We start from the raw sequence: 21,985 nt of genomic DNA, 5'->3' as shown, positions 1-21,985 counted from the left end.
TAAATGCACATTTCTGATTTTTCGTCTGATATCCGCGACCGCATTCAGTGGACTCGCGAGAAGGTGGCAAAGTTGCACGCCGAACTGCCGGCAAACCAGTTGGTTGTATGGACGGCGGGCAATGTCTCCGAGCGCGTTGAGGGTGAGGACCTGTTCGTCATCAAGCCTTCGGGTGTCCGCTACGACGAGCTAGAGCCCGGCAAGATGGTGGTCTGCGACCTTGACGGCAACAAGATCGACGACGACACCTCGAAGGGTCTGAACCCGTCGTCGGACACTGCCGCTCACGCATATGTCTACCGCCACATGAGCGAGGTGGGCGGGGTTGTGCACACGCACTCGCCGTACGCCACCGCTTTTTCTGCCGTGCGCAAGCCCATCTCGTGCGTGCTGACCATGATCGCCGACGAGTTCGGCGGTGAGATCCCTGTTGGGCCGTTCGCGATCATCGGTGACGACTCGATTGGCAGGGGAATCGTCGAGACGCTCAAGTCTTCGCGTTCCCCAGCCGTGCTGATGGCAAACCACGGCCCCTTCACTGTGGGCCAGGACGCAACCGCAGCCGTGAAGGCGGCGGTGATGGTGGAGGAGGTCGCCAAGACCGTGGCGATCGCTAATTCCTTGGGCGGGGCGGTGCCGGTTGAGTCCGATGCCATCGACAAGCTCTGGGAGCGCTACCAAAACGTCTACGGCCAGAACTAAAGCTTCAATCAATAGCAAGGATTTGTTATGGCAACGATGGTTGTTTTGGGTAGTGGAATTATGGCCACCGCTCTATCATTCCCGGTCACTGAGAACGGCCACGAGGTTCGCCTTGTCGGCACGCATCTTGACCGCGAGATCATCGATTCAATCCAGAAGACCGGGGTGCACCCGAATCTTGGCCTGAAGGTCAACGAGAACATCAAGGCTTACCAGCTTGAGGACGTCGCCGAGGCATTCGAGGGTGCCGACGTCGTCATGTGTGGCGTTAACTCGTTCGGTATCGAGTGGATCGCCGAGCAGTTCAAGACCCTGCTGAAGCCGGGTCAGAAGCTGCTTTGCGTGACTAAGGGCATGCGCGCAGACGAGGACGGCACCTTGCATCTGCTGCCAACCATTATCCAGAACGCGCTACCCAAGGAACTTGTAGATCAGGTTTCTTGGAACGCGATTGTTGGCCCGTCGATTGCTGGCGAGGTTGCCGTTCATCACGACACTTGCGTCGTGTTCTGTGGCCACGATCAGGACGATCTGGATTATCTGGCTGACATGTTCCGTACGGATTACTACCACGTGTGGACGTCTCTGGATTTCGTCGGCCACGAGACCGGCGCTGCAACCAAGAACATCTACGCGTTCGCTGCCGGCTTCGCCAAGGGCATGCTTGAGGCGGCAGGCAAGGAGAACGACAAGTACGTCATGTACAACTACTCCTCGGCGGTGTTTGCCCAGGGCGCTAAGGAGCTGATCCACTTCATCAAGCTGATGGGCGGCGATCCGAATACAGGCATCGGTCTGGGTGGCGTTGGCGACATGTTCGTCACCTCCATGGGCGGACGCAACGTGAAGGCCGGCACTTTCGTCGGCCAGGGCGTGCCGTTCTCTGAGGTGCGTAGCGTCCACATGAAGGGCGTGACGCTGGAGGGCGTTGCCGCCATTTCGGTGGTTGGTAAGGCACTGCGTGCGCTGACAAAGCGTGGTGTGATCAAGGAAGAGGACTTCCCGCTCTGCCGCTTCCTCTACTCGGTTGTTGAAGAGGATCATCCACTGGAAATGCCATGGGATAAGTTCTTTGCGAACCTCAAGTGAGTTAAGCTCTAGTCAATAAAAGGCTGCCCTGCCAAACTGGAGGGCAGCCTTTGTCTGTCTAGCGCCATTCGTGGCTTATAGGACAAAACGTGTTGGTTTTTGTTTAGTAGGTTTCTTTCCATGGTTGGCAGTGGTGGAGGTCGGTCCAGTTGATGGCTGTGCCCCAGCCTTGTAGTTGTTTTTGTTTTTGGGCGCGGTGTTGGGCGGTTGCGAATAGTTGGGTGATTTCTTGATCTGTGTGGGTGTTGGTGAGTATTTGTGCGGGGACGGCGGGGTTTTCGGTGTGTAGGTAGCACCACCACAGGACGGCTTTTACGCGGTGGTTTAGAGGCATTCCCCGGTGGGTGCGCAGTAGTGCTCTTAGTTGGGTGTTAATGGCGCCTTCAATGTGGTTGGTGGTGGCTGGGATGGGTTGTGTGGGGATGTGTAGGTGGGGGTCTAGGTAGGTAAATAGAGTGCCTTTGCGTACTAGGCTGTTAAGGGAGTTACGCGCTTCTATTAACCGCCGGTGGGTGGGAACTATGGCCCCGTTTTCGAGTCTTGTTTTTTGGGCCAGGAAGGCTTTGTAAGTAGTGTTCCAAGCAGCTAGGTCTACTCACCATTGGGTGGCTTGAGCTGAGGTTTTTATGTGTAGTAAACGCTTTGCTAGCCCGTAGAGTTCCACTCCGGCCTGGGTGCGAGGACGCGTGGTAGTTTTACGTTTCACCGCGCTGAAAGCATGAAAAGTACACCTTTGCACCCTGGTGGTAGGCCACTGAGCTTGTAAGGCGCTAGCGATCCCGCTGCCCCCATCGCAGATCACGACATCTGGTGGGGCGATGCGATCAAACAAGGCTTGCCACGCTCCGGAATACTCGCCTTTGGCCACATACCAGCCCAACACGTGTTTTTTAGTGCAGGCAATCAAAACCACCACGTTACAGGCTAGATAAATCCCATCTACAAACACCACATGATGAACCTCATCCACCAGTGGGCTAGTAGGCCATAAATGCCAAAACCTTTCAAAATGGCGCCGAGCACTACGACCCCCACCAAGTAGATCCTGGTAGCGTAACCGGCCAGTGGCAAACTCTAAAAACGCGGCGAAATACCGCGCTTGAATATCATTACGACGCGACTGACTCGCTCCACACTTACTACACCTAAACCTGACTCGACCAGCAGCAGTCTTGCCCCACTTATGTGTTGATCCAACACAAACTAAACAACGAGGATTTCCCATCCTCGAATTCAACCGACTTCAAACCCGACTTTCCCCTACCAACACAACGAAAAGTCCACGAAAAACCAACACGAAATGACCTATAAGCCCGAAATGACCTATAAGCCCAAAATAGAACTTCCTGCAGATAGCTATTAGAAGCACGAAAAACAAAAGGGCTGACCACCGTTCAGGTAGTCAGCCCTAGTTTTATGCCTGTGAGCAGGAGCTTTAGATTTTTCGCGCGTTTTCACATTTTGCGCGCACCTTTGCGCAAAACTCTAGTTCTGCGAAATTGTATCAACTCAGCGTGCTCGTAGTGGAGCTAAGGGGATTCGAACCCCTGACCTCTTCCATGCCATGGAAGCGCGCTACCAACTGCGCCATAGCCCCGTATTCAGTTCATCGCACTTGCGACCCGTTAAGCATAACGGAACGCCAGCCGGTTCGTAAAATCGAAACCCCGTGCAGGCCATCACACCAGCCGCGATCACAGGATCCACGCGACAAGCAGATGCGCGATGCTTACGCGCCCAACACATCCTCGCGGTATCCAATATTGTGCGCAGCCAAACGGAAAGACGGAGCACCCGACGCACCGGAACCTCCCCCACCCACGCGAACAAGCTCTGACCAGTGACAATTATCCAAGCCACGCATCGCATCAAATTCAAGCGGGTTCAAGCCCATGCAGGTAATTAGACCGCGCAAAATTGCTGCACCGTGAGCAACCACAATGACAGTCGCATCCGAAGGAGCCTGGCGAGCCGCCTCAAAAGTAGCATCCCGCACGCGCGCCCCCACAACATCCGATGGCTCAATTGACGCCTCGCCACTCTCGCCCGTCTGACGCCACGCATCCACCAAATCCGGATACTTTTCGCGAGCCTCCGGCAGGGTTAGTCCCTCAAACAGGCCGTAGTTGCGCTCAATCAGGCGCTCATCCACGATCGGCCCTTCAACATCGCCACCCTGGGCACGAAACACTCCAGCCATCAGCTCAGCAGTTTCCGAGGCCCGCGACAGAGGCGAACAAACAATCACAACCTTATTCGAGGTCTGGGAAGCAACACTCACACCAACCTGAGCACTCCGTGACAGGACACGCTTCGCTAGAACCTCGCCAGCGCGCTCAGCCTGCTTACGACCACAAGTATTCAACGGACGATCAATCACACCCTGGAAACGCCGCTCAACGTTATAGTCCGTCTGTCCGTGACGCACGAACACAATACGGTTCGCGCCGTCATCGTGTGTCTCAACAGCAAAGTTAGTGTCGCTGGCAGGTGCGGTGACAGTAGCGGGTGAAGAAGTAGCAGGCTCGGTCATGATCAGTCTTCCTCAGCGTCAGAATCGGCGGCTAAATCCATCGCGCCTGATGCAATCGCTGATGCCAAGTCCATGCCTCGTGCATCACCCATCGACGCAACAACCTCAGCCGCCGACATCGGAGTACCGACCCCAGCACCCACCGTGCCCGGTGCCACAACAAAACCGGCAATGCGTGCGGCCTCTCCCTCGGGAGCAAGGTGCGTCACCTTACCGTCTGCCCAGAGCTTTTCCAGAGCGTAGAACTCGCGCTGTTCATCGGTCAGAACGTGGCAGATCAACTCACCGTAGTCGATCAGCACCCACGTGCCAGCTGTACGACCCTCGATGCGATCGGGCTTCACACCCAGCTGCTTCGCCGTCTGATCCATGATTTCTTCAGCGATCGCGCGCACCTGACGATCCGTAGGAGCAGAAAAAATCAGAAATGACTCAGCCAACGCCAGACGATTCCCCACGTCCACCGCCACAGGATCCGTCGCCAACTTGTCGATCGCTGCCTCTACGATGACGTCTCGCAGATCCTTTTGCGCTTCACTCACGTGGTTTTCCCTCTCTTCACGCCGACAATCGGCGGATGCTTCACGCCAACAATCGGCGGATTCTATGCCCGTCACTGATCCGTGTACAGGTCGTATTTCTTGATGTACTGGACAACACCGTCGGGCACTAAATACCAGACCGGATGCCCACCTTCAACGCGCTTACGGCAGTCCGTTGACGAGATCGCCATTGCGGGGACCTCCACCAACGACACCGAATTACTAGGCAAACCCGACGCATCCAATTGATGTCCTGGACGAGTAACGCCGACGAAATGCGCCATTTCGAACAGTTTATCCGCGTCCTTCCACTGGGCGATCTGTGCCAGAGCATCTGCGCCCGTAATGAAGTAGAAGTCCGTATCCTCCGGGTATTGCGCCGCAAGATCGGTCAGCGTATCGATCGTGTACGTTGTCCCACCACGGTCAATATCGACACGAGACACGGTAAAACGCGGGTTCGATGCCGTGGCAACAACCGTCATCAGATAGCGGTGTTCGGCGCTGGTCACCTTGCGCCCGGCCTTGAACGGTTGCATCGCCGCGGGGACGAACACAACCTGGTCAAGTTGGAAGACTTCCATCACTTCCGACGCCGCGACAAGGTGGCCGTGGTGAATGGGGTCGAAAGTTCCACCCATGATCCCGATGGATCGACGAGGCCGACCGGCTGAAAACTCTTTAGCTGCACTGGTGGTCAGAGCATCATCGGGCGCCTCGACACCATCGACGCTACTGGCCTGGGTGCAAGTCTGGTCACTCATGGACGAACCGTCCCATCGCCTTCAATAATCCACCGCGTTGTCGTCAGTTCAGCCAAGCCCATCGGACCCCGAGCATGAAGCTTCTGAGTCGAGATACCGATCTCTGCGCCCAATCCAACCTGGCCACCGTCGGTGAAACGGGTCGACGCGTTAACCGCAATGGCAGCCGAATCAATCTCAGTCTGAAAACGGTTCGCGGATTGAAGCGAACGGGTGCAGATCGCTTCAGTGTGACCGGTCGAGTAGCGACGAATATGGGCGATGGCCTTATCAATCGAGGGGACAACCCGCACAGCCAAATCCATCGACAGGTATTCGGTTGCCCAGTCTTCTTCGGTTGCCTCAACCCACATATCGGAGTCAATCGACGGGGTCTGACGAGCAATCTGGGCAGAAGCAGGATCCAAGTGCAGAGTAACGCCAGCTGTTGCCAAACGAGTCAGCGCTGACAGCAGGAAACGCTCGGCTTCGGCTTCGTGCACAAGGAGAGTCTCAGCTGCATTGCAGACACCCACACGCTGAGTCTTCGCATTCATAATGATGCGTTCAGCAGCTTCCAGGTCTGCGCCCTCATCAACGTAAACGTGACAGTTACCCGTGCCTGTTTCGATAACAGGGACAATCGAGTTTTCGACGACAGCTTGGATCAAGCCCGCACCACCGCGAGGAATCAGCACATCGATGCCACCACGAGCACGCATCAAAGCCGTCACACCGGGACGTCCCAGATGGTCAACCGTCTGAACTAAATCAGCGGGCAGATCAACGCTTTCAAGAGCATCACGCATCACGGTGATGATCGCCTGATTCGAGTTAAACGCCGCGCTACCACCGCGCAGAATAACCGCGTTACCGGACTTCAGGCCAAGCACTGTCGCATCAATCGTCACATTCGGACGAGCTTCGTAAATCACTGCGACAACGCCCATAGGCACGCGCACCTGACGGATACGAAGACCCAGCTCATTCACGGTTCCACGGAGGATCTGGCCGACCGGATCCGGCAAGCTGGCGACCTCGCGAACAGAATCAGCAATTGACGCGATACGCGACTGGTCCAACGCCAAACGATCCAAGAGCCCAGCGGACATGTCGTTTTCGCGACCTCGCAGTAAATCCAGCTGGTTCGCAGACAAGATTTCGCGGGACCGTTCTTCAAGGGCAATCGCAATTGCTTCCAGCGCGCGATTCTTCACACCAGCTGTCGCCACGGCGAGCGACAAGGAGGCCGTGCGCGCAACCGTAGTCAGATCTGAAATATCAGGAATCTGGTCAGTCATGTCCCCATTTTCCCACAGGTTGGAGCGCTGAGCAGTACTAGACCAGCGGTGCCAAGTCGTCGCGATGCACGATCGGGCGCGGATGCTCCCAACCCGAAAGACGCAGATCTTCAGCAGACAAGCCCGCCATGTGTGCGACCTCATCGGAGTCGTAGGAGACGATGCCTCGCGCCAACAGGCCAGCTGGGCCAGCAATATCTACAACATCGCCTAAATCAAAGTGTCCGATGATGCGAACAACGCCGGCAGCCAGCAAAGACTTCTTGCCTGCGGTGATTGCACGACCCGCCCCCTCGTCGACGATGATTTCGCCACGAGAATGAGCAACATGAGCAATCCAGAGGCGACGTGATGCCGGACGAACCGATGAAGGAGCGAACCATGTACCCGTCGCGCTCCCCGACAGTGCAGTCCCCAGTTCATCCGCGCTAGTCAAGACCACCCCAATGCCGGAGGTCGCAGCCATCGTCGCAGCCTGAACCTTCGTCACCATGCCTCCGGTGCCCACCTTTGATCCCGAGCCCGTCACCAAGACAGCATGTAGGTCGTCGGTCGAATGAACCTCGCGAATGAGCTGCGAACCCGGATGGCTGGGAGGCGCGGTATACAGCCCATCAACATCGGTCAGCAGGATCAGCGCGTCGGCTGCAACCATCTGCGCCACATACGAGGCCAGACGGTCATTGTCGCCAAAGCGAAGCTCGCGAGTAGTGACCGCATCATTCTCGTTAATAATCGGAACAACTCCACAGCTGAGCAGGCGATCAAGCGCAGAACGCACGTTCGTGTAGTGTTCGCGACGCATGACGTCTTCAGTGGTGAGCAGCAACTGAGCGACATCAAGGTGGTGCGCCTGAAATGCTGCCGTCCAGCGAGCAACCAGGAGCCCCTGCCCCATCGCGGCAGCAGCCTGAACGCTTGCCAGATCGCGCGGACGCGAATTGAAGCCCAGCGGATCCAGACCCGCTGCAACCGCACCGGAAGAGACAATGATGATCTCTTTACCCGGCGTCTTCCACTTCGCGACCAAGCGCGCTACGGAATCAATACGGTTCAGATCCAGGCCACCATCATCGCGGCTCAGCGACGAGGATCCAATTTTGACGACAATACGGTTCGCATCGTTGATACGGCCGTCACACGAAGGAGTCACTTCGAGTCCTTGCCTTAGGGATAAGTGGTTCAGTTTTCGCTATGTGGGTCGGTCCACACGCCCTTCTGGCGTTCGGTCCATAGTTCTTCACGCGCCGCAGTCTTCGCGTCCATCACCTGATGGTGGATCTCGCGCTTCTGCTTACGCGTCGGGCGAGCCGACTGGTTAATACGCACGTCAGTGCCACGCTGTCCCAGCAGTTCCGGACCGGTGGTAAGCGTCGGTTCCCAATCGAAGACAATGCCGGTATCCAGCGGACCAATGACGACGGTATCTCCGGCGAAGGCACCGGCCTTCATCAACTGGTCTTCAACGCCTGCGGCAGCAAGACGGTCAGCCAAGTAGCCGATCGCCTCGTCATTCGCAAAGTCAGTCTGGCGAACCCAGCGTTCAGGCTTATCACCACGAACTTGGAAGACCTCTTCACCATCCATCTGGACGCGTCCAACAGTGACGGTGTCACGCGACCCGACAGCCTTCGGACGAATAACCGGCCGCGCTTCGCGTTCAGGCAGGGATTCGCGGTGCTTCTTCACCAGGGCGGCCAGCGTGAAGGACAGTTCCTTCAAGCCCTCGTGCGTGACGGCAGAAACCTCGTGGATCGGCCAGCCGAACTGCTCGAGTTCGGGGCGCGTAATCTCTGCCAAGTCGCGACCGTCCGGCACATCGACCTTATTGAGGACGATGACACGCGGGCGTTCCATCAGTGGAACGTAGCCTTCAATCTGGCCAAGATCGCCCTGATAGGCGGCCAGTTCAGCTTCAATTGTCTTCAGGTCAGACAGGGGTTCACGCTCGGATTCGTAGGCGGCGGTGTCCAGCACGTGCACAATCACACCACAGCGTTCAATGTGACGCAGGAAGTCAAGGCCGAGGCCCTTACCGGAAGAAGCGCCAGGAATCAGACCGGGAACGTCAGCAATCGTGTAGCGTTCATCGCCAGCCTGCACAACACCAAGGTTCGGGATCAGCGTAGTGAACGGGTAGTCCGCAATCTTCGGGCGGGCAGACGACATCGCAGCGATAATCGACGACTTACCAGCCGACGGGAAACCGACCAAAGCAACGTCTGCGACCGACTTCAGTTCAAGCACAACATCGCGTTCTTCGCCGGGCTCCCCCAGCAGAGCGAAGCCAGGAGCCTTACGTGCCTTCGAAGCAAGCGCAGCATTACCTAGGCCACCTCGGCCACCTTCAGCAACAATGAAACGCTCGCCTGCACCAGTGAGGTCAGCAAGCAACTCACCGGACGGGGACTTCACAACCGTGCCGTCGGGAACGGGAAGAATAATGTCTTCGCCGTTCTTACCCTGACGGAAGTCACCCATGCCGGGCGTACCGTTACTCGCCTTCTGGTGTGGACCACGGTGATACGTCAGGAGCGTCGTCACCTGCGGATCAACTTCGAGGATGACGGAACCGCCATTGCCGCCGTCGCCGCCATCTGGGCCAGCGAGAGGCTTGAACTTCTCACGCTTAATCGAGGCAACACCGTTACCGCCATTGCCACCAGCAGCATGGATTGTCACGCGATCAATGAAGTCTGCCATTTCGTCTCCTTAAAGCGATCCGAGGATCTGTGCACAAACCTCTGCACATCAAAGCTATGTGAAAAGGGCGCCCGGCATGTGCCGGACGCCCCCTTCAAGCGATCGGTCTCAGGCAGAGACCGGCTCAACGACGTTGACAACCTTACGGTCGCGCTTCACACCGAATTCAACGGCGCCTGCACGCAGGGCGAAGAGGGTGTCATCCTTGCCACGACCAACGCCGTCGCCCGGATGGAAGTGAGTGCCACGCTGGCGAACGATAATCTCGCCTGCGTTCACAAGCTGACCGCCGTAGCGCTTAACGCCCAGTCGCTGAGCGTTCGAGTCGCGGCCGTTACGGGAGGAACCAAGGCCCTTCTTATGTGCCATCAGAAACTACTTTCTGCTCGAATCGGTCTCAGGTCAGGCGATCTCAGTGATCTTGACAACCGACAGCTTCTGACGGTGTCCCTGGCGCTTACGGTAGCCCGACTTATTCTTGTACTTGATGATGGAAATCTTCGGACCCTTAGTTGCGTCCACAATTTCTGCTTTGACGGTGACCTTGCCAAGCTTGGCAGCATCGACGGTGATGGCATCGCCATCAACCAGCATCAGCGGCTGAAGCTCGATGCTGGAACCGATTTCTTCGGAAACCTTGTCGACGACGACGACGTCACCGACGGAGACCTTCTCCTGACGGCCGCCGGCCTTGACGATCGCGTAGACCACGTGTAGCTCATCTCTTCTAGATATACGGAACGGGATTCGCTTGAACAGCGTTTCAATATTTATCCCGCTGGCGCTGGTCGCGCCGACGATCAAATTTAGCTGATTTGCCTATCTGAGGGCAACTTGGATGAGCCAAAAACAGGGGTTTTACGCTGTGCGATTCCACACCCTGCAACTTTTGGCGACACGCCGAGTCACCCTAGTTTAGATAAATCAGGCAGTCTCGTCGCCGCTTTGGGTGGCGACGCGACGACGACGCTTCGGCTTGGAAGCGCTAGACGTGGAGGCTTCAGGTAAAGCCAACGCATCCGTTGTCATCGTGGGGGCAATCACTGTTGCGCGAGCCTCTACCCTAGCGGGCAAGTCCAACACCAGAGCGGGAGCCGTCTTTTCCGGTTCAACGCTTGGTGTGGTGACAACACGCCTGCGCGTCTTTCGAGGCGTAGATGCGGACGGTGCTAAGTGAGCCGACGCCGATCGCGCGCGAGTCTTGGACCCGCTTGCCTTCTGAGCTTCAGGCTCGTTCGCCGGCGTAGCATGTGCTATGGGCTCGCTCACATCCGGCTGGGCAGAATCCATCAAGACTGCCCTACGACGGTGACGAGGCCGCGCAGTCTTTTCAGACTTATTGTCTGTCTGGCCCGCGGAACCGGACTCAACCGGTGTGACCTGAGCGGTGGCATCAGCTTTCGATTCGCTCTTTTCAGCCTCAGTCGAAGAGGAGAGTGTTTCTTCTGACGACACGCGGACTGCGCGACGCGGACGACGCTTCTTCACAGGCTGTTCCTGTTCACTTTCGCCCGTTTCAACAGCAGGTGAAGCAGAGTCAGCGACGGTCGAACCGGCCTTTTCGTGCACACGCTTGCGCCCCTTAGCACCCTTTGATTCGGGAGCAGATTTCTCACCCGCGGAGGCGGCCTCGTTGACCGGAGAATCAGCGGAGGCAGACGCGTCGGATTCATCAGACTTGCGCGATGCGGCGGCGATAGCGGACAGGGCCTGCTTGGCCTTTTCGTGCTCGGCGGAGTCTTCGATGCGCTCAGCCTTCTTGCGCTTATTCGACTTCGGAGCAGACCCCGTGTGGTACTGCGAGCCCGAGAGCTCAACCGGATGCTCGTGAACGATGAAGCCACGGCCTTCACACGCTTCGCACGGGGTTGAGAAAGCTTCGACGAGGCCCTCACCCACGCGCTTACGCGTCATCTGCACCAAACCGAGAGAAGTAATCTCTGTGACCTGGTGACGCGTACGATCACGACCCAAGCACTCGACCAGACGGCGAAGAACCAGATCGCGGTTGGATTCGAGCACCATGTCAACGAAGTCGACGATGATGATGCCACCGATATCACGTAGACGCAGCTGACGTACGATCTCTTCGGCAGCCTCAAGGTTGTTGTGCGTCACGGTTTCTTCCAGCGTGCCACCGGCGCCAATGAACTTACCGGTGTTGACATCAATGACCGTCATCGCTTCCGTACGGTCAATGATGAGCGTGCCACCCGACGGCAACCAGACCTTGCGGTCCATACCCTTCGACAGTTGCTCGTCAATGCGGTGAGCAGCAAACACGTTATCGGTGCCCACCCACTTTTCGACGCGGTCAGACAGTTCCGGTGAAAGTTCATCCACGTAAGACTTGACGGTTTCGAAGGTTTCATTTCCTTCAATCACAAGCTTAGAGAAGTCTTCGTTGAAGATATCGCGGACAACGCGGACAGCAAGCTCGGGTTCGCCACGCAACAGCGTCGGAGCGGTCTTCGTATTCTTCTGCTGTTCTTCGATTGACGCCCACTGCGCGCTCAAGCGTGCGACATCGTCACGAATCTGTTCTTCGGTTGCACCTTCAGCTGCGGTACGTACGATGACGCCCGAACCGGTGGGAACAACCTGCTTCAAGATCTTCTTCAGACGGGTGCGCTCACGATCGGGCAACTTGCGCGAGATACCCATCATGGAGCCGTTCGGGATCAGCACCAGGTAACGTCCCGCCAGCGTGATCTGACTGGTCAGACGCGCGCCCTTATGGCCGATCGGATCCTTGGTCACTTGGACCAAAACCGGGTCACCCGACTTCAGAGCAGACTCGATGCGACGCGGCTTGCCTTCAAGACCAACGGCATCCCAGTTCACTTCACCGGCATAGAGGACGGCGTTACGACCACGGCCAATATCAACGAATGCGGCTTCCATCGAGGGCAACACATTCTGCACGCGACCGAGGTAGATGTTGCCGACCATCGACTTCTGGGTGCGACGAGCAACGTAGTGCTCCACCAGCAGATCATCTTCGAGGATCGCGATCTGATCCAGACCATCATGATCTCGGATCACCATCTGACGATTCACGGACTCGCGACGAGCCAGGAACTCCGACTCAGTAATACCGTGGCGACGGCGACCTTCACGACGGCCTTCCTTGCGACGCTGCTTCTTCGCTTCCAGACGAGTCGACCCCTTGAGAGCCTTCACCTGGTCGTTAACGTCACCATCGTCGGATGCGGTGGAACGTGTGCGACGACGGCGACGACGGCGCGTTGAGGTCTCTTCCCCATCGTCTTCTAACTGCGTAGCATCCGACGATGCAGCGTCTTCCGCCTGGGCCTCTTCACCTTTGTCCGCATCTGTCTGAACCGTGTCATTCGACTTGGTACGACGACGCGCGCGTTTCGTATCAGGAGCTTGAGAGGCTTCTGCAGAATCAGTTGCCTCTTCAACCTGGGCTTCACCGGTATCGGCATCAGCCTTTGCGGTCTTACGAGTCTTACGAGAACGCTTTTCACGCGTGGGGGTTTCCGCAGGGGCCTCGTCGTTTGAACGAGACTGCGAGCGCGACGAACGAGCCGGGGCGGGTTGCTCGACAGGTGCGTGAAAAACGGGAGCCTGGAACGCAGGCTGCTGGAACAGCAATGACGCTGCAGGCGCTGAAGGTGCCGAAGAGGCATTCTCAGTGGTCACAATTCTCCATTTGTGAGGGCACGGTCCCACACCGGGCCAGCCCTCGGCCTCGCCCTCTAGGGGCGGAAATCCTGACGGTTACCGCTAATCGCGGTCGAAACGTCGGCGCATGAGGCGTCTTCGACGTTTATCTCATTGCGAAGGTGTGTCCGCAATGTCCGATACACACTCAAGTTTGCCACATTTTTACCCGAGCCGTTTAAAGGGGCACAGTTATATACGGCGCATATATACGACGCGTCTCGTCCTCGTAAATTTATAAAACCAACTGTGAGCTAAATACCCACTTGAACATTGCCGAAGCACCATCTGAAAACTGGCAAGACGGGACTTTCGAGCCAAAAAACAGCCCAAATAATGACGAAAGTATCGGGTCTGTCAGATAACGGCCTTTTTCACAAAAATCAACTCAAAAGAGAACAATCATGGGCTAAATTGACAGGTAAGCACGTGACGATAGTCCCGCTTGTTGGGCCCAAAGTCACTACGCGCACCATCCATCAACGAACTATTTGAGGGAAGGCGAGCACAATGACCCTCGCGCAGGCAGCGCTCGACTCTGTCATGCTCGGCAGGTGGCAGTTCGGTATCACTACCGTCTACCACTTCGTGCTGGTTCCACTGAACATCGGACTGGCACTCCTTGTCGCACTTATGCAGACGTTCTGGCACAAGACCGGAAAGCAGGAATGGCTCCACGCCACCCGCTTCTTCGGCAAGCTCCTAATCATCTCTTTCGCACTGGGCGTTTCCACCGGTATCGTCCAGGAATTCCAGTTCGGTATGAACTGGTCAGAATACTCCCGCTACGTCGGTGACATCTTCGGTGCACCGCTCGCAGTCGAAGCACTCCTTGCATTCTTCATGGAATCCACCTTCCTGGGCCTCTGGATCTTCGGTTTCGGTCGTCTGAAGAAGGGCATGCACCTGGCTACAATCTGGCTGGTCGCCATCGGCACCGCCGTTTCAGCCGCATGGATCCTCGGCGCAAACTCCTGGATGCAGCACCCGGTCGGCGCAAAGTACGACCCCGAAGCTGGACGCGCAGTCCTCGACGGTTCCATGAGCTTCTTCAAGCTCCTCACAAACCCGGCGCTCATCTGGGAATACACCCACGTCATCACCACCGCATGGCTTGCCGCAGGCTCTTTAGTTGCCGGCATCTCCATCTGGTGGATGGTTCGCGCACAGCGCGAAGGAAGCGAAGAAGCAACCAGCCAGGCAAAGAACGTCTGGCATCCCGTTGCACGCTTCGGCCTGATCGCCATGCTTGTCGGCGCTCTCGGCGTCATGGGCACCGGCCACTTCCAGGGCCAGGAACTGGTCAAGCTTCAGCCGATGAAGATGGCAGTCGCCGAAGGCATCTGCGTCGACACCGATGGCGCTGCCTTCACCGTCGCCCAGTTCGGTTCCTGCCCACTGGATTCCTCCGGCGAAGCACCCACCAAGTTCATTGAGGTCCCCGGCGTTGCTTCCTTCATGTCGCACAATGACTTCAGCGCAACCTCCGCAGGTGTCGCTGACGAGCAGGCGCGCATGGTCGAACTGCTGAACTCGAACGCTGACTTCACCGCCAAGTACGGCGATGCAGCTCAGTACAACTTCGTTCCCCCGCAGATGGCAACCTTCTGGTCGTTCCGCCTCATGATCGGCCTTGGCATACTCTCCCTGCTCTTCGCACTCTGGGGCCTCTGGGCTACCCGCAAGGGCAACGTCCCCGGTTCGAAGTCACTGTCGACGATGGCACTGATCAACCTGACTCTGCCGTTCCTGGCAGCATCCTTCGGTTGGATCTTCACCGAAATCGGTCGTCAGCCGTGGGTTGTCGTCCCGAACATCGCAGGTCTTTCGAACGGCGATCCGGTCGGTTCCGTCATGCTGATGACCGACACCGGTATTTCAACGGCAGTTCCCGCCGGACAGGTTCTTGCAACCATGATCGGCTTCACGCTGCTCTACGCTCTGCTGGGCGTTATCTGGTTCCTGCTCATGCGTCGCTACGTGCGCGAGGGCATCCACACCGCTAAGAAGACAGAAACCGACGCTCCCGCCGGCGACCTGTCCTTCGGATACTGAGAGGCGGCGAAACTGCAATGACACTTTCAATCCTCTGGTTCATCCTCATCGCCGTTCTTTGGACCGGCTACCTGTTCCTCGAAGGCTTTGACTTCGGCGTTGGCATCCTGCTGAAAGTTATCGGCAAGAACGACGAAGAACGCACGCAGATGTTGCGCACCATTGGCCCCCACTGGGACGGCAACGAGGTCTGGCTGCTCACCGCCGGTGGCGCCACCTTTGCAGCATTCCCAGAGTGGTACGCCACGATGTTCTCGGGCATGTACCTTGCTCTGTTCCTCATCCTCTTCTGCCTGATCCTGCGCATCTCCGCTCTTGAGTGGCGCGCAAAGATCGCAACGGCAAAGTGGCGTAGCACGTGGGACACCATCCACACCGTGACCGCTGTCCTGGTTCCCGTTCTGTTCGGTGTTGCATTCGCAAACCTCGTTCAGGGCATGAAGATCGAGGTCGTCGATGAGATGACCGGCGCTGTTGTCACACCCGATATGGTCACTCAGTCGCTTGCAACCGCAACGCACCAGCTGACCGGTGGCTTCTTCTCACTGCTCACCCCGTTCACCATCCTCGGTGGTGTCGCAATCCTGGCCGTCTGCACGGCAGTCGGTGCACAGTTCCTGGCGCTCAAGACCGAAGGCGATGTGCGTGAGCGCGCAAACGGCCTAGCAGCTCCCCTGTCGATCGCAGCAACCGTCGTTGCCGCAATCTTCCTGATCTGGGGTCAGTTCGCTTACTCGGCTAACGTCCTGGCATGGATCCCCTTGCTCGTCGCAGCACTCGCGATCATTGCTTCGACCGCATTCAGCCAGAAGGCACTGCGTCGCGAAGGCCTGTCCTTCATCCTGATGGCTGTCGCAATCGCTTCGACCGTCACCTGGGTCTTCTCGGCGATGGCTCCGGCCGTCATGAAGTCCTCGATCGATCCGGCGTACTCGCTTTTGATCGACCAAGCATCGTCCTCACCGGCAACCCTGGTTGTCATGTCTATCGTTGCTCTGATCTTCACGCCGATCGTCCTGATCTACACGGCATGGTCCTACTGGGCTTTCCGCAAGCGCGTGTCGGTTGGCGACGTCGATCAGAACCCTGGCTTGATTCCCTCCAAGATCCGTCTTGGTGAGAACTTCCTTGCTGGCTGATCTTTAAAACACTTCGGTGGCCCGGTGCGTCAGTGCCGGGCCACCGTTGTGTTTCACCACGATTGCAGTGCCACATTCACCACCATCTGGATACCGGTCTTTCGCACCTCGATTCACCCCGCGTTCCAGCCGTGTCCGCACTGTTTTTTCAGTTACCGCTTCCCCTAGAAATTACGGCAAAATAGTTCAATGCGACCTTTCGATCCACGGCTTTTGAAATATGCGCGTTCTGCACGAATGCCCATCATTATTACGGGGCTCATCGGCACGCTGATTGCCATCGTCGTCATCACTCAGTCCCTACTGATCTCGGCAGCGCTCTCCCCTGTGATCACCGGCAACGCTCGTCTTGGTGACGTTGCAGGTTTCATTGTTGCGCTGGTGATCGTGATCATTATTCGCGGGTTGCTTGTTGGGGTGCGCGATTCGCTCGGTCAGCGCGCTGCAGACAGTGCCATCCGAGATCTTCGCTGCGAGGTTTTGCGTGCGACCGAAGAACTCGGTCCCCGCTGGCGCGCAGTTCACGGCGCCGACACGACAACGCTTTTGACGCGTGGCTTAGATGATCTGGGCCCGTACTTCGTGAAGTTCCTTCCTCAGCTTGTCCTGACGATGACGGCAACTCCTTTGGCTTTGGCTGTCATGCTCTATTTGGACGCATGGTCGGGCGTCATCGCGCTCTTCGTCATTCCGTTGATTCCAATTTTCATGGCGTTGATCGGTCGTTTTACTCAGGATTCGTCGAAGGCGAAGCTAGTCGCGATGGAGCGTCTGGGCTCGCAGCTTCTTGACCTCATGGCGGGCTTGCCTACCCTGCGCAGTCTGGGTCGCGAGAATGGACCTCGCGGACACCTTGAAGCCCTGGGCAAAGAAAACACGCGCACCACAATGGCAACCCTGCGCGTCGCGTTCCTGTCGGGTGCAGCCCTTGAATTCCTTTCCACCCTGTCGGTTGCTCTTGTTGCCGTCGAGGTCGGTATGCGCCTTGTCGCCGGCAACGTCACCCTCTTTACCGGCCTCGCCGTCATCATGTTGGCCCCCGAAGTCTTCGAACCGCTTCGTCAGGTTGGCGCGCAATTCCACGCTTCCGCGAACGGTGTGACCGCCGCACAAAGTGCCTTCGAGATCATCGAGACTGAGCGCCCGCAGGCTTCGCGTATCGTTTCACCCCTCGTTTCTTCCCCCAGTAACGAGGCTGCGCTCACCACTTCAACTTCTTTCCCCAGTTCAGGGACGGATGGGGACAGCACTTCACCTGTTTCTTTGCGCCAAGCTCCCCCAATTTCATCATGCACGATTGAGCTGGAAAATCTGAGCGTGGCGGCTCGCGGTACTTGGGCTCCTCACAATCTTTCAGCTTCGATTCAGCCAGGACAGTTGACCGTTCTTGAAGGTGCGTCAGGGGCCGGTAAGTCAACAACTGTTCTGACGATTCTGAACCTGCTGACTCCGACAAAGGGGCGCGTTGTCCTTGCTCCTCTTGACGGGGCTACACCACCCTGCGACGTCAGCGACTGCGATGCAAACTCATGGTGGACGCAAATCACGTGGGTTCCTCAGGCTCCGACGATCCTTCCCGGCACGCTCCTTGAAAATATGGCGCTGAAAACCGTGACAAGCAGCCTCGTCGAAGCCGCGCAGGCAACAGGTTTCCACACCGTTGTTGAAGCGCTGCCCGATGGGTGGGATTCAAAGGTTGGCGTGGGTGGCATTGGCTTGTCAGTTGGACAGCGTCAGCGTCTTGCACTGACGCGCGCACTGGTGAATGACTCACCGCTGGTGATCCTCGACGAGCCGACAGCGCATCTCGATGCTGTCAGCGAAGAAGAGATCACGCGGGCTATTCGAGCTCTTAAAGCACAGGGGAAAACAGTTCTGGTTATCGCACACCGCCAGGCGCTAAAGACGATTGCCGATCTGGTCATCTTGATTGAAAGCGCACCCGCTACCATCCAAGACATCGAAGAGTATCCGCAGCTTGGGGTCAATGACTGGGCACAGACCAACGTCGATGTTGATCTGCCAGGAATCTTGACGGTCAGTGCGACCGATACCGACCCGGAAAAGGCGGTGAACTGATGCTGTTCATTACTCGCGAAGAAAAGCGTGCTCTGAAACGAGTCTTCCCCCTCATCGAGGTCGATATCAAAGCATTCGTCTTCTCTGTTCTGCTTGCCTCCGGTGCTCTTGGTGCTGCTATTGCCCTTGGTGCGACTGCTGCCTGGCTGATCGCTAGGGCATCAGAGCACCCACCGGTTTTGTTCCTGACCGTCGCTGCCGTTGGCGTACGTACATTCGGCGTATCGCGCGCACTCCTGAGATACGCGGGCCGTTTGGCCAGCCACCGCGTTGCTTTGCGTGGCATGGACGCCCTGCGCCAGAACCTCTATCAGCACCTCGCACACAATCCCATCGACCGCTTGACCGCGATGAAACGCGGTGATCTGCTTGCTCGTACGGGCGCAGACGTGGATGATTTGGGCGATCTGGTTGTCAAGACCCTGCTCCCCACCTGCGTGGCAGTAATCGTTGGAATCTGTACGGTCATTGGTCTTGGACTCATTTCCATTCCCGCTGCGCTACTGGTTGCGCTCTGTCTTTTAGTATCGGGTGTCGGAGCCCCCTTACTGTCGATGCACGCTGCACGAATCGCTCAAATTGATACGCTTCGCGCACGCACCGACCTGTCGACGCAGATCCTGACCGTCATGGAGGGAACCTCTGAACTCCAGGTGTCCGGCGAACTTGAGGCGTTTAGAGCATCGATTGATGAGACCGAAGAAAAGCTCGTTGAAGCCTCACACCGTAGTGCGCAGATGGCTGCTCTAGCTTCCGGGATTGACCGAGCAGCAATGGGAGCAGCCGTTGTTGCCGCACTGCTGATCGGCATTCCTCAAACAACAGGTGGCATGATTACCGGCCTGCTTCTCGCAGTCCTTGTTCTCACTCCCCTGTCCTCGTTTGAAGGAACCGCTGAACTAGCCCCTGCAGGCGTTCAACTGGTCAAGTCAGCGACCGCGGCAGTCCGTATTGACGAGATGCTCGGCGAATCCATCAAAGTCGCTACCCACCCCGTTCCGCACACTGACGTTCCGTCACTTACCGCCACGAACCTGACGATCGGATGGCCAAGCGGCCCCAGCCTCGTCGATTCGATCGATCTGGAATTGCACCCGGGCAAGTCCATCGCGATCGTGGGCGAGTCGGGTATCGGTAAGACGACGCTCGCGCTGACTTTGTCTGGCATGATTCCGCCGAAGGCTGGATCTGCGCAGGTGAACGGCGTGGACGCGTGGGAAGCCGACCGCGTACAACTCACCAAGATCGTCAATGTCACGACCGAAGACGCGCATATCTTCGCCGCATCCGTCTTAGAAAACCTGCGAGTCGCCAACGGTGAGCTCAGCGAAGACAGTGCAATCGCTCTACTTGAACGCGTTGGATTGGCCAGCTGGCTTGCGGCACTGCCCGATGGGATCCACACCATGATCGGTTCAGATGGCACGACAGTGTCCGGCGGTGAACGTCGACGTCTGCTCATCGCACGAGGCCTCGCTTCACCCGCTCCCCTGCTACTCCTTGACGAGGCCGGCGAGCACTTGGATGCATCGACAGCTGACGCGCTCATTTCCGACCTACTCTCGGATCCGACGCGTGGCATCCTGCTCATCTCGCATCGCCTGAGCGCCCTCGAAAACGCCGACGAGATCCTGTTCTTCGGACGATCAGGCGGCGAAGGAACCCAAGCAGAATTGATTGCACGAGGCACACACGCCGACCTTCTTGAAACATCTCAGGCCTACCGTTGGGCCGTCGGCCAGGAAGAGGAAAACTAATGCCATGGGGTTCAGAACATGCCCTGGTGAAGGCCGCCCTTGACCTCACCAGCACACTCGACCTGCGCAAGGCCCTGACCAGCTTCGTCGACCAAGCATGCAAGCTCACCCGCGCACCATACGGCGCCCTGATCGTCCTTGACACATGGGGAGAAGCATCCCAGCTGATCGAACACACCAGCGAAGCACTGCCACATTCGCCTTCAATGCCAGAAGAACTGATCAGCCAGATCCCCGCTACCGGTCACCTACTGATCAACGACATGAGCGAATGCGAGGACATTCCTCCGGCATCAATCACCAGTTTCCTGGGCGTATCCGTGCTGATCAACGAGCAGGTGTATGGACGTCTCTTCCTGACCGATAAGAACGGCGGATTCACAGCCTCTGACGCCGATGTTTTGTCAATGCTTGCTCCCGCCGCGGGCGTCGCAGTGGAAAACGCTCACCTGTACGCGGACTCGCGTCGAACGGAACGCTGGATTTCCGCTTCCCAGCAGCTGACAACCACGATGCTTGAAGGCGCCGACGAAGAAGAAGCCCTTGAACTGATCGCACAGACCGTGCGAGAGGTTTCACGTGCAGATACGGCAATCATCGTTCTGCCTTCCGTTGGTGACACCTGGGCTGCCGAAATCATTGACGGCTACCTGGCTGATACTCTTCTCGGCGTTGTCTTCCCGCCCGAGGGGCGCGCGATGAGCGTGCTCCACGAAGGAACGGGCATGATCGTCGACTCCATGGCGCGGGCGCAAACCATGCGTCTTCCTCAGCTTGCGGCCTTCGGACCGGCGCTCTACGCGCCCCTCCGTTCGCGAGGTAACTCCGCTGGCATTCTGATCCTGCTTCGTCGCATCGGACAGCCAGAATTTGATCTGTCCGAATTGTCTTTGGCTGAATCACTCGCATCTCAAGCCGCCTTGGCACTGGAGCTCGCCTCCGCCAAGCACGCTGAAGACGTGGCCACACTGCTCGACGAGCGAGATCGTATCGGACGCGACCTGCACGATTTCGCGATCCAACAGCTGTTCGCCACCGGCATGCAACTGGATGCCGCCAAGGTGGAAGTAGAAAGCGGACACCCGAATCCTGAGGCCATCACTGCCACACTGGACCGTGCTCTGGCCTCCATCGACGAGGCTGTGCGCCAAATCCGAGCAATCGTCCACAACCTACGTGAACCCGACAAATCAGTGGCACTGGTGGAACGTATTCGACGCGAAGCATCACTGACACGTTCCTTCCTTGGTTTTGCCCCATCCCTGTTGATCACATTGGATGGTCACGCGATTAACGAAGTCGCAGACGACGAACAGCTGATGATCGAAACCATCGACAATCGCATCGACCCCGACTTGGGAGATGACATTGTCGCCATCGTGCGCGAAGGCCTATCCAATATCGCACGCCATGCACATGCCACCGCAGGCTCGGTGACCGTTGACATCATGGGAACGGGAGAAAACGGGCACGTCACCGTTTCAATCGCCGACGACGGACGAGGCATCGACCCGAACCACACCAGAAACTCTGGCCTGTCCAACATGTCCGAGCGCGCCCGAATCCGTGGTGGAAACTTCGAACAGGGAATCGGAATCGGAGGCCTCGGCGCCAGGATCACCTTCCGCGCTCCGCTAGCCTAAGTTCCACCT

The 21,985-nt window shown here is 57.4% G+C and carries 16 protein-coding genes, 1 tRNA gene and 1 pseudogene; 7 read left to right on the top strand and 11 right to left on the bottom strand.

Annotated features, from left to right (window positions below):
• The first annotated feature begins 3 nt into the window (after positions 1–3).
• Positions 4–702 (top strand): L-ribulose-5-phosphate 4-epimerase, encoded by a 699-nt coding sequence (locus AC5RE1_RS06245; RefSeq protein WP_006681633.1) that lies wholly within the window; start codon positions 4–6, stop codon positions 700–702.
• Positions 703–729: 27 nt separating this feature from the next.
• A complete protein-coding gene (locus AC5RE1_RS06240; RefSeq protein WP_006681634.1) occupies positions 730–1,791 on the top strand; it encodes an NAD(P)H-dependent glycerol-3-phosphate dehydrogenase in 1,062 nt (353 codons plus the stop codon).
• A gap of 103 nt (positions 1,792–1,894) precedes the next feature.
• On the opposite strand, the pseudogene AC5RE1_RS06235 reads toward AC5RE1_RS06240, so the two are convergent.
• The 11 genes and pseudogenes from AC5RE1_RS06235 to AC5RE1_RS06185 all read right to left on the bottom strand — a co-directional run bounded on the left by AC5RE1_RS06235 (position 1,895) and on the right by AC5RE1_RS06185 (position 13,282).
• Positions 1,895–3,016, bottom strand: a pseudogene (locus AC5RE1_RS06235) (IS1249 family transposase).
• A gap of 299 nt (positions 3,017–3,315) precedes the next feature.
• Positions 3,316–3,388, bottom strand: a tRNA-Ala gene (locus AC5RE1_RS06230).
• A gap of 132 nt (positions 3,389–3,520) precedes the next feature.
• Positions 3,521–4,324 carry a histidine phosphatase family protein gene (locus tag AC5RE1_RS06225; RefSeq protein ID WP_006681636.1) on the bottom strand — a complete coding sequence of 268 codons (804 nt, stop codon included), beginning with the start codon at positions 4,322–4,324 and terminating at the stop codon, positions 3,521–3,523.
• A gap of 2 nt (positions 4,325–4,326) precedes the next feature.
• Entirely contained in the window at positions 4,327–4,866 is a 540-nt protein-coding gene (gene rsfS / locus AC5RE1_RS06220; protein WP_493938458.1) for a ribosome silencing factor, read from the bottom strand.
• A gap of 71 nt (positions 4,867–4,937) precedes the next feature.
• Positions 4,938–5,630, bottom strand: a complete 693-nt coding sequence (nadD, locus tag AC5RE1_RS06215) for a nicotinate-nucleotide adenylyltransferase (RefSeq protein ID WP_493938457.1) — start codon at positions 5,628–5,630, stop codon at positions 4,938–4,940.
• The gene (locus tag AC5RE1_RS06210; protein ID WP_493938456.1) at positions 5,627–6,910 is read right to left on the bottom strand and encodes a glutamate-5-semialdehyde dehydrogenase; all 1,284 of its coding nucleotides are present in this window, start codon (positions 6,908–6,910) and stop codon (positions 5,627–5,629) included. The genes nadD and AC5RE1_RS06210 overlap by 4 nt, the downstream gene beginning before the upstream one ends.
• Before the next feature lie 37 nt (positions 6,911–6,947).
• A complete protein-coding gene (gene proB, locus AC5RE1_RS06205; protein ID WP_006681640.1) occupies positions 6,948–8,063 on the bottom strand; it encodes a glutamate 5-kinase in 1,116 nt (371 codons plus the stop codon).
• 29 nt (positions 8,064–8,092) lie between these two features.
• Entirely contained in the window at positions 8,093–9,613 is a 1,521-nt protein-coding gene (gene obgE, locus AC5RE1_RS06200) for a GTPase ObgE (protein WP_006681641.1), read from the bottom strand.
• Between the two features lie 108 nt (positions 9,614–9,721).
• Positions 9,722–9,982: a 50S ribosomal protein L27 gene (gene rpmA, locus AC5RE1_RS06195; protein ID WP_006681642.1), complete on the bottom strand. Its 261-nt coding sequence runs from the start codon at positions 9,980–9,982 to the stop codon at positions 9,722–9,724.
• Between the two features lie 33 nt (positions 9,983–10,015).
• Positions 10,016–10,324: a 50S ribosomal protein L21 gene (rplU, locus tag AC5RE1_RS06190; protein ID WP_006681643.1), complete on the bottom strand. Its 309-nt coding sequence runs from the start codon at positions 10,322–10,324 to the stop codon at positions 10,016–10,018.
• A gap of 213 nt (positions 10,325–10,537) precedes the next feature.
• Complete coding sequence (locus tag AC5RE1_RS06185) at positions 10,538–13,282, bottom strand: Rne/Rng family ribonuclease (protein ID WP_006681644.1); 2,745 nt, start codon at positions 13,280–13,282, stop codon at positions 10,538–10,540.
• A 531-nt stretch (positions 13,283–13,813) separates the two neighbouring features.
• Here AC5RE1_RS06185 and AC5RE1_RS06180 point away from each other — a divergent pair.
• The 5 genes from AC5RE1_RS06180 (at position 13,814) to AC5RE1_RS06160 (ending at position 21,976) form a co-directional block, all read left to right on the top strand.
• Positions 13,814–15,358, top strand: coding sequence for a cytochrome ubiquinol oxidase subunit I (locus AC5RE1_RS06180; protein WP_006681645.1), 1,545 nt, complete (start codon positions 13,814–13,816; stop codon positions 15,356–15,358).
• 17 nt (positions 15,359–15,375) lie between these two features.
• Positions 15,376–16,497: a cytochrome d ubiquinol oxidase subunit II gene (cydB, locus tag AC5RE1_RS06175; RefSeq protein ID WP_006681646.1), complete on the top strand. Its 1,122-nt coding sequence runs from the start codon at positions 15,376–15,378 to the stop codon at positions 16,495–16,497.
• 237 nt (positions 16,498–16,734) lie between these two features.
• Positions 16,735–18,576 (top strand): thiol reductant ABC exporter subunit CydD, encoded by a 1,842-nt coding sequence (gene cydD, locus AC5RE1_RS06170; protein WP_493938455.1) that lies wholly within the window; start codon positions 16,735–16,737, stop codon positions 18,574–18,576.
• Complete coding sequence (cydC, locus tag AC5RE1_RS06165; protein WP_493938454.1) at positions 18,576–20,333, top strand: thiol reductant ABC exporter subunit CydC; 1,758 nt, start codon at positions 18,576–18,578, stop codon at positions 20,331–20,333. Before cydD ends, cydC begins: the two co-directional genes overlap by 1 nt.
• Positions 20,333–21,976, top strand: a complete 1,644-nt coding sequence (locus tag AC5RE1_RS06160; RefSeq protein WP_179370478.1) for a GAF domain-containing protein — start codon at positions 20,333–20,335, stop codon at positions 21,974–21,976. Before cydC ends, AC5RE1_RS06160 begins: the two co-directional genes overlap by 1 nt.
• Positions 21,977–21,985: the final 9 nt, after the last annotated feature.

It is taken from the genome of Actinotignum sp. usb-actsch-rep-73 (assembly GCF_059082735.1).
The sequence above is the reverse complement of the archived record's forward strand: the minus strand, read 5'-3'. Positions and strand labels throughout refer to the sequence as shown.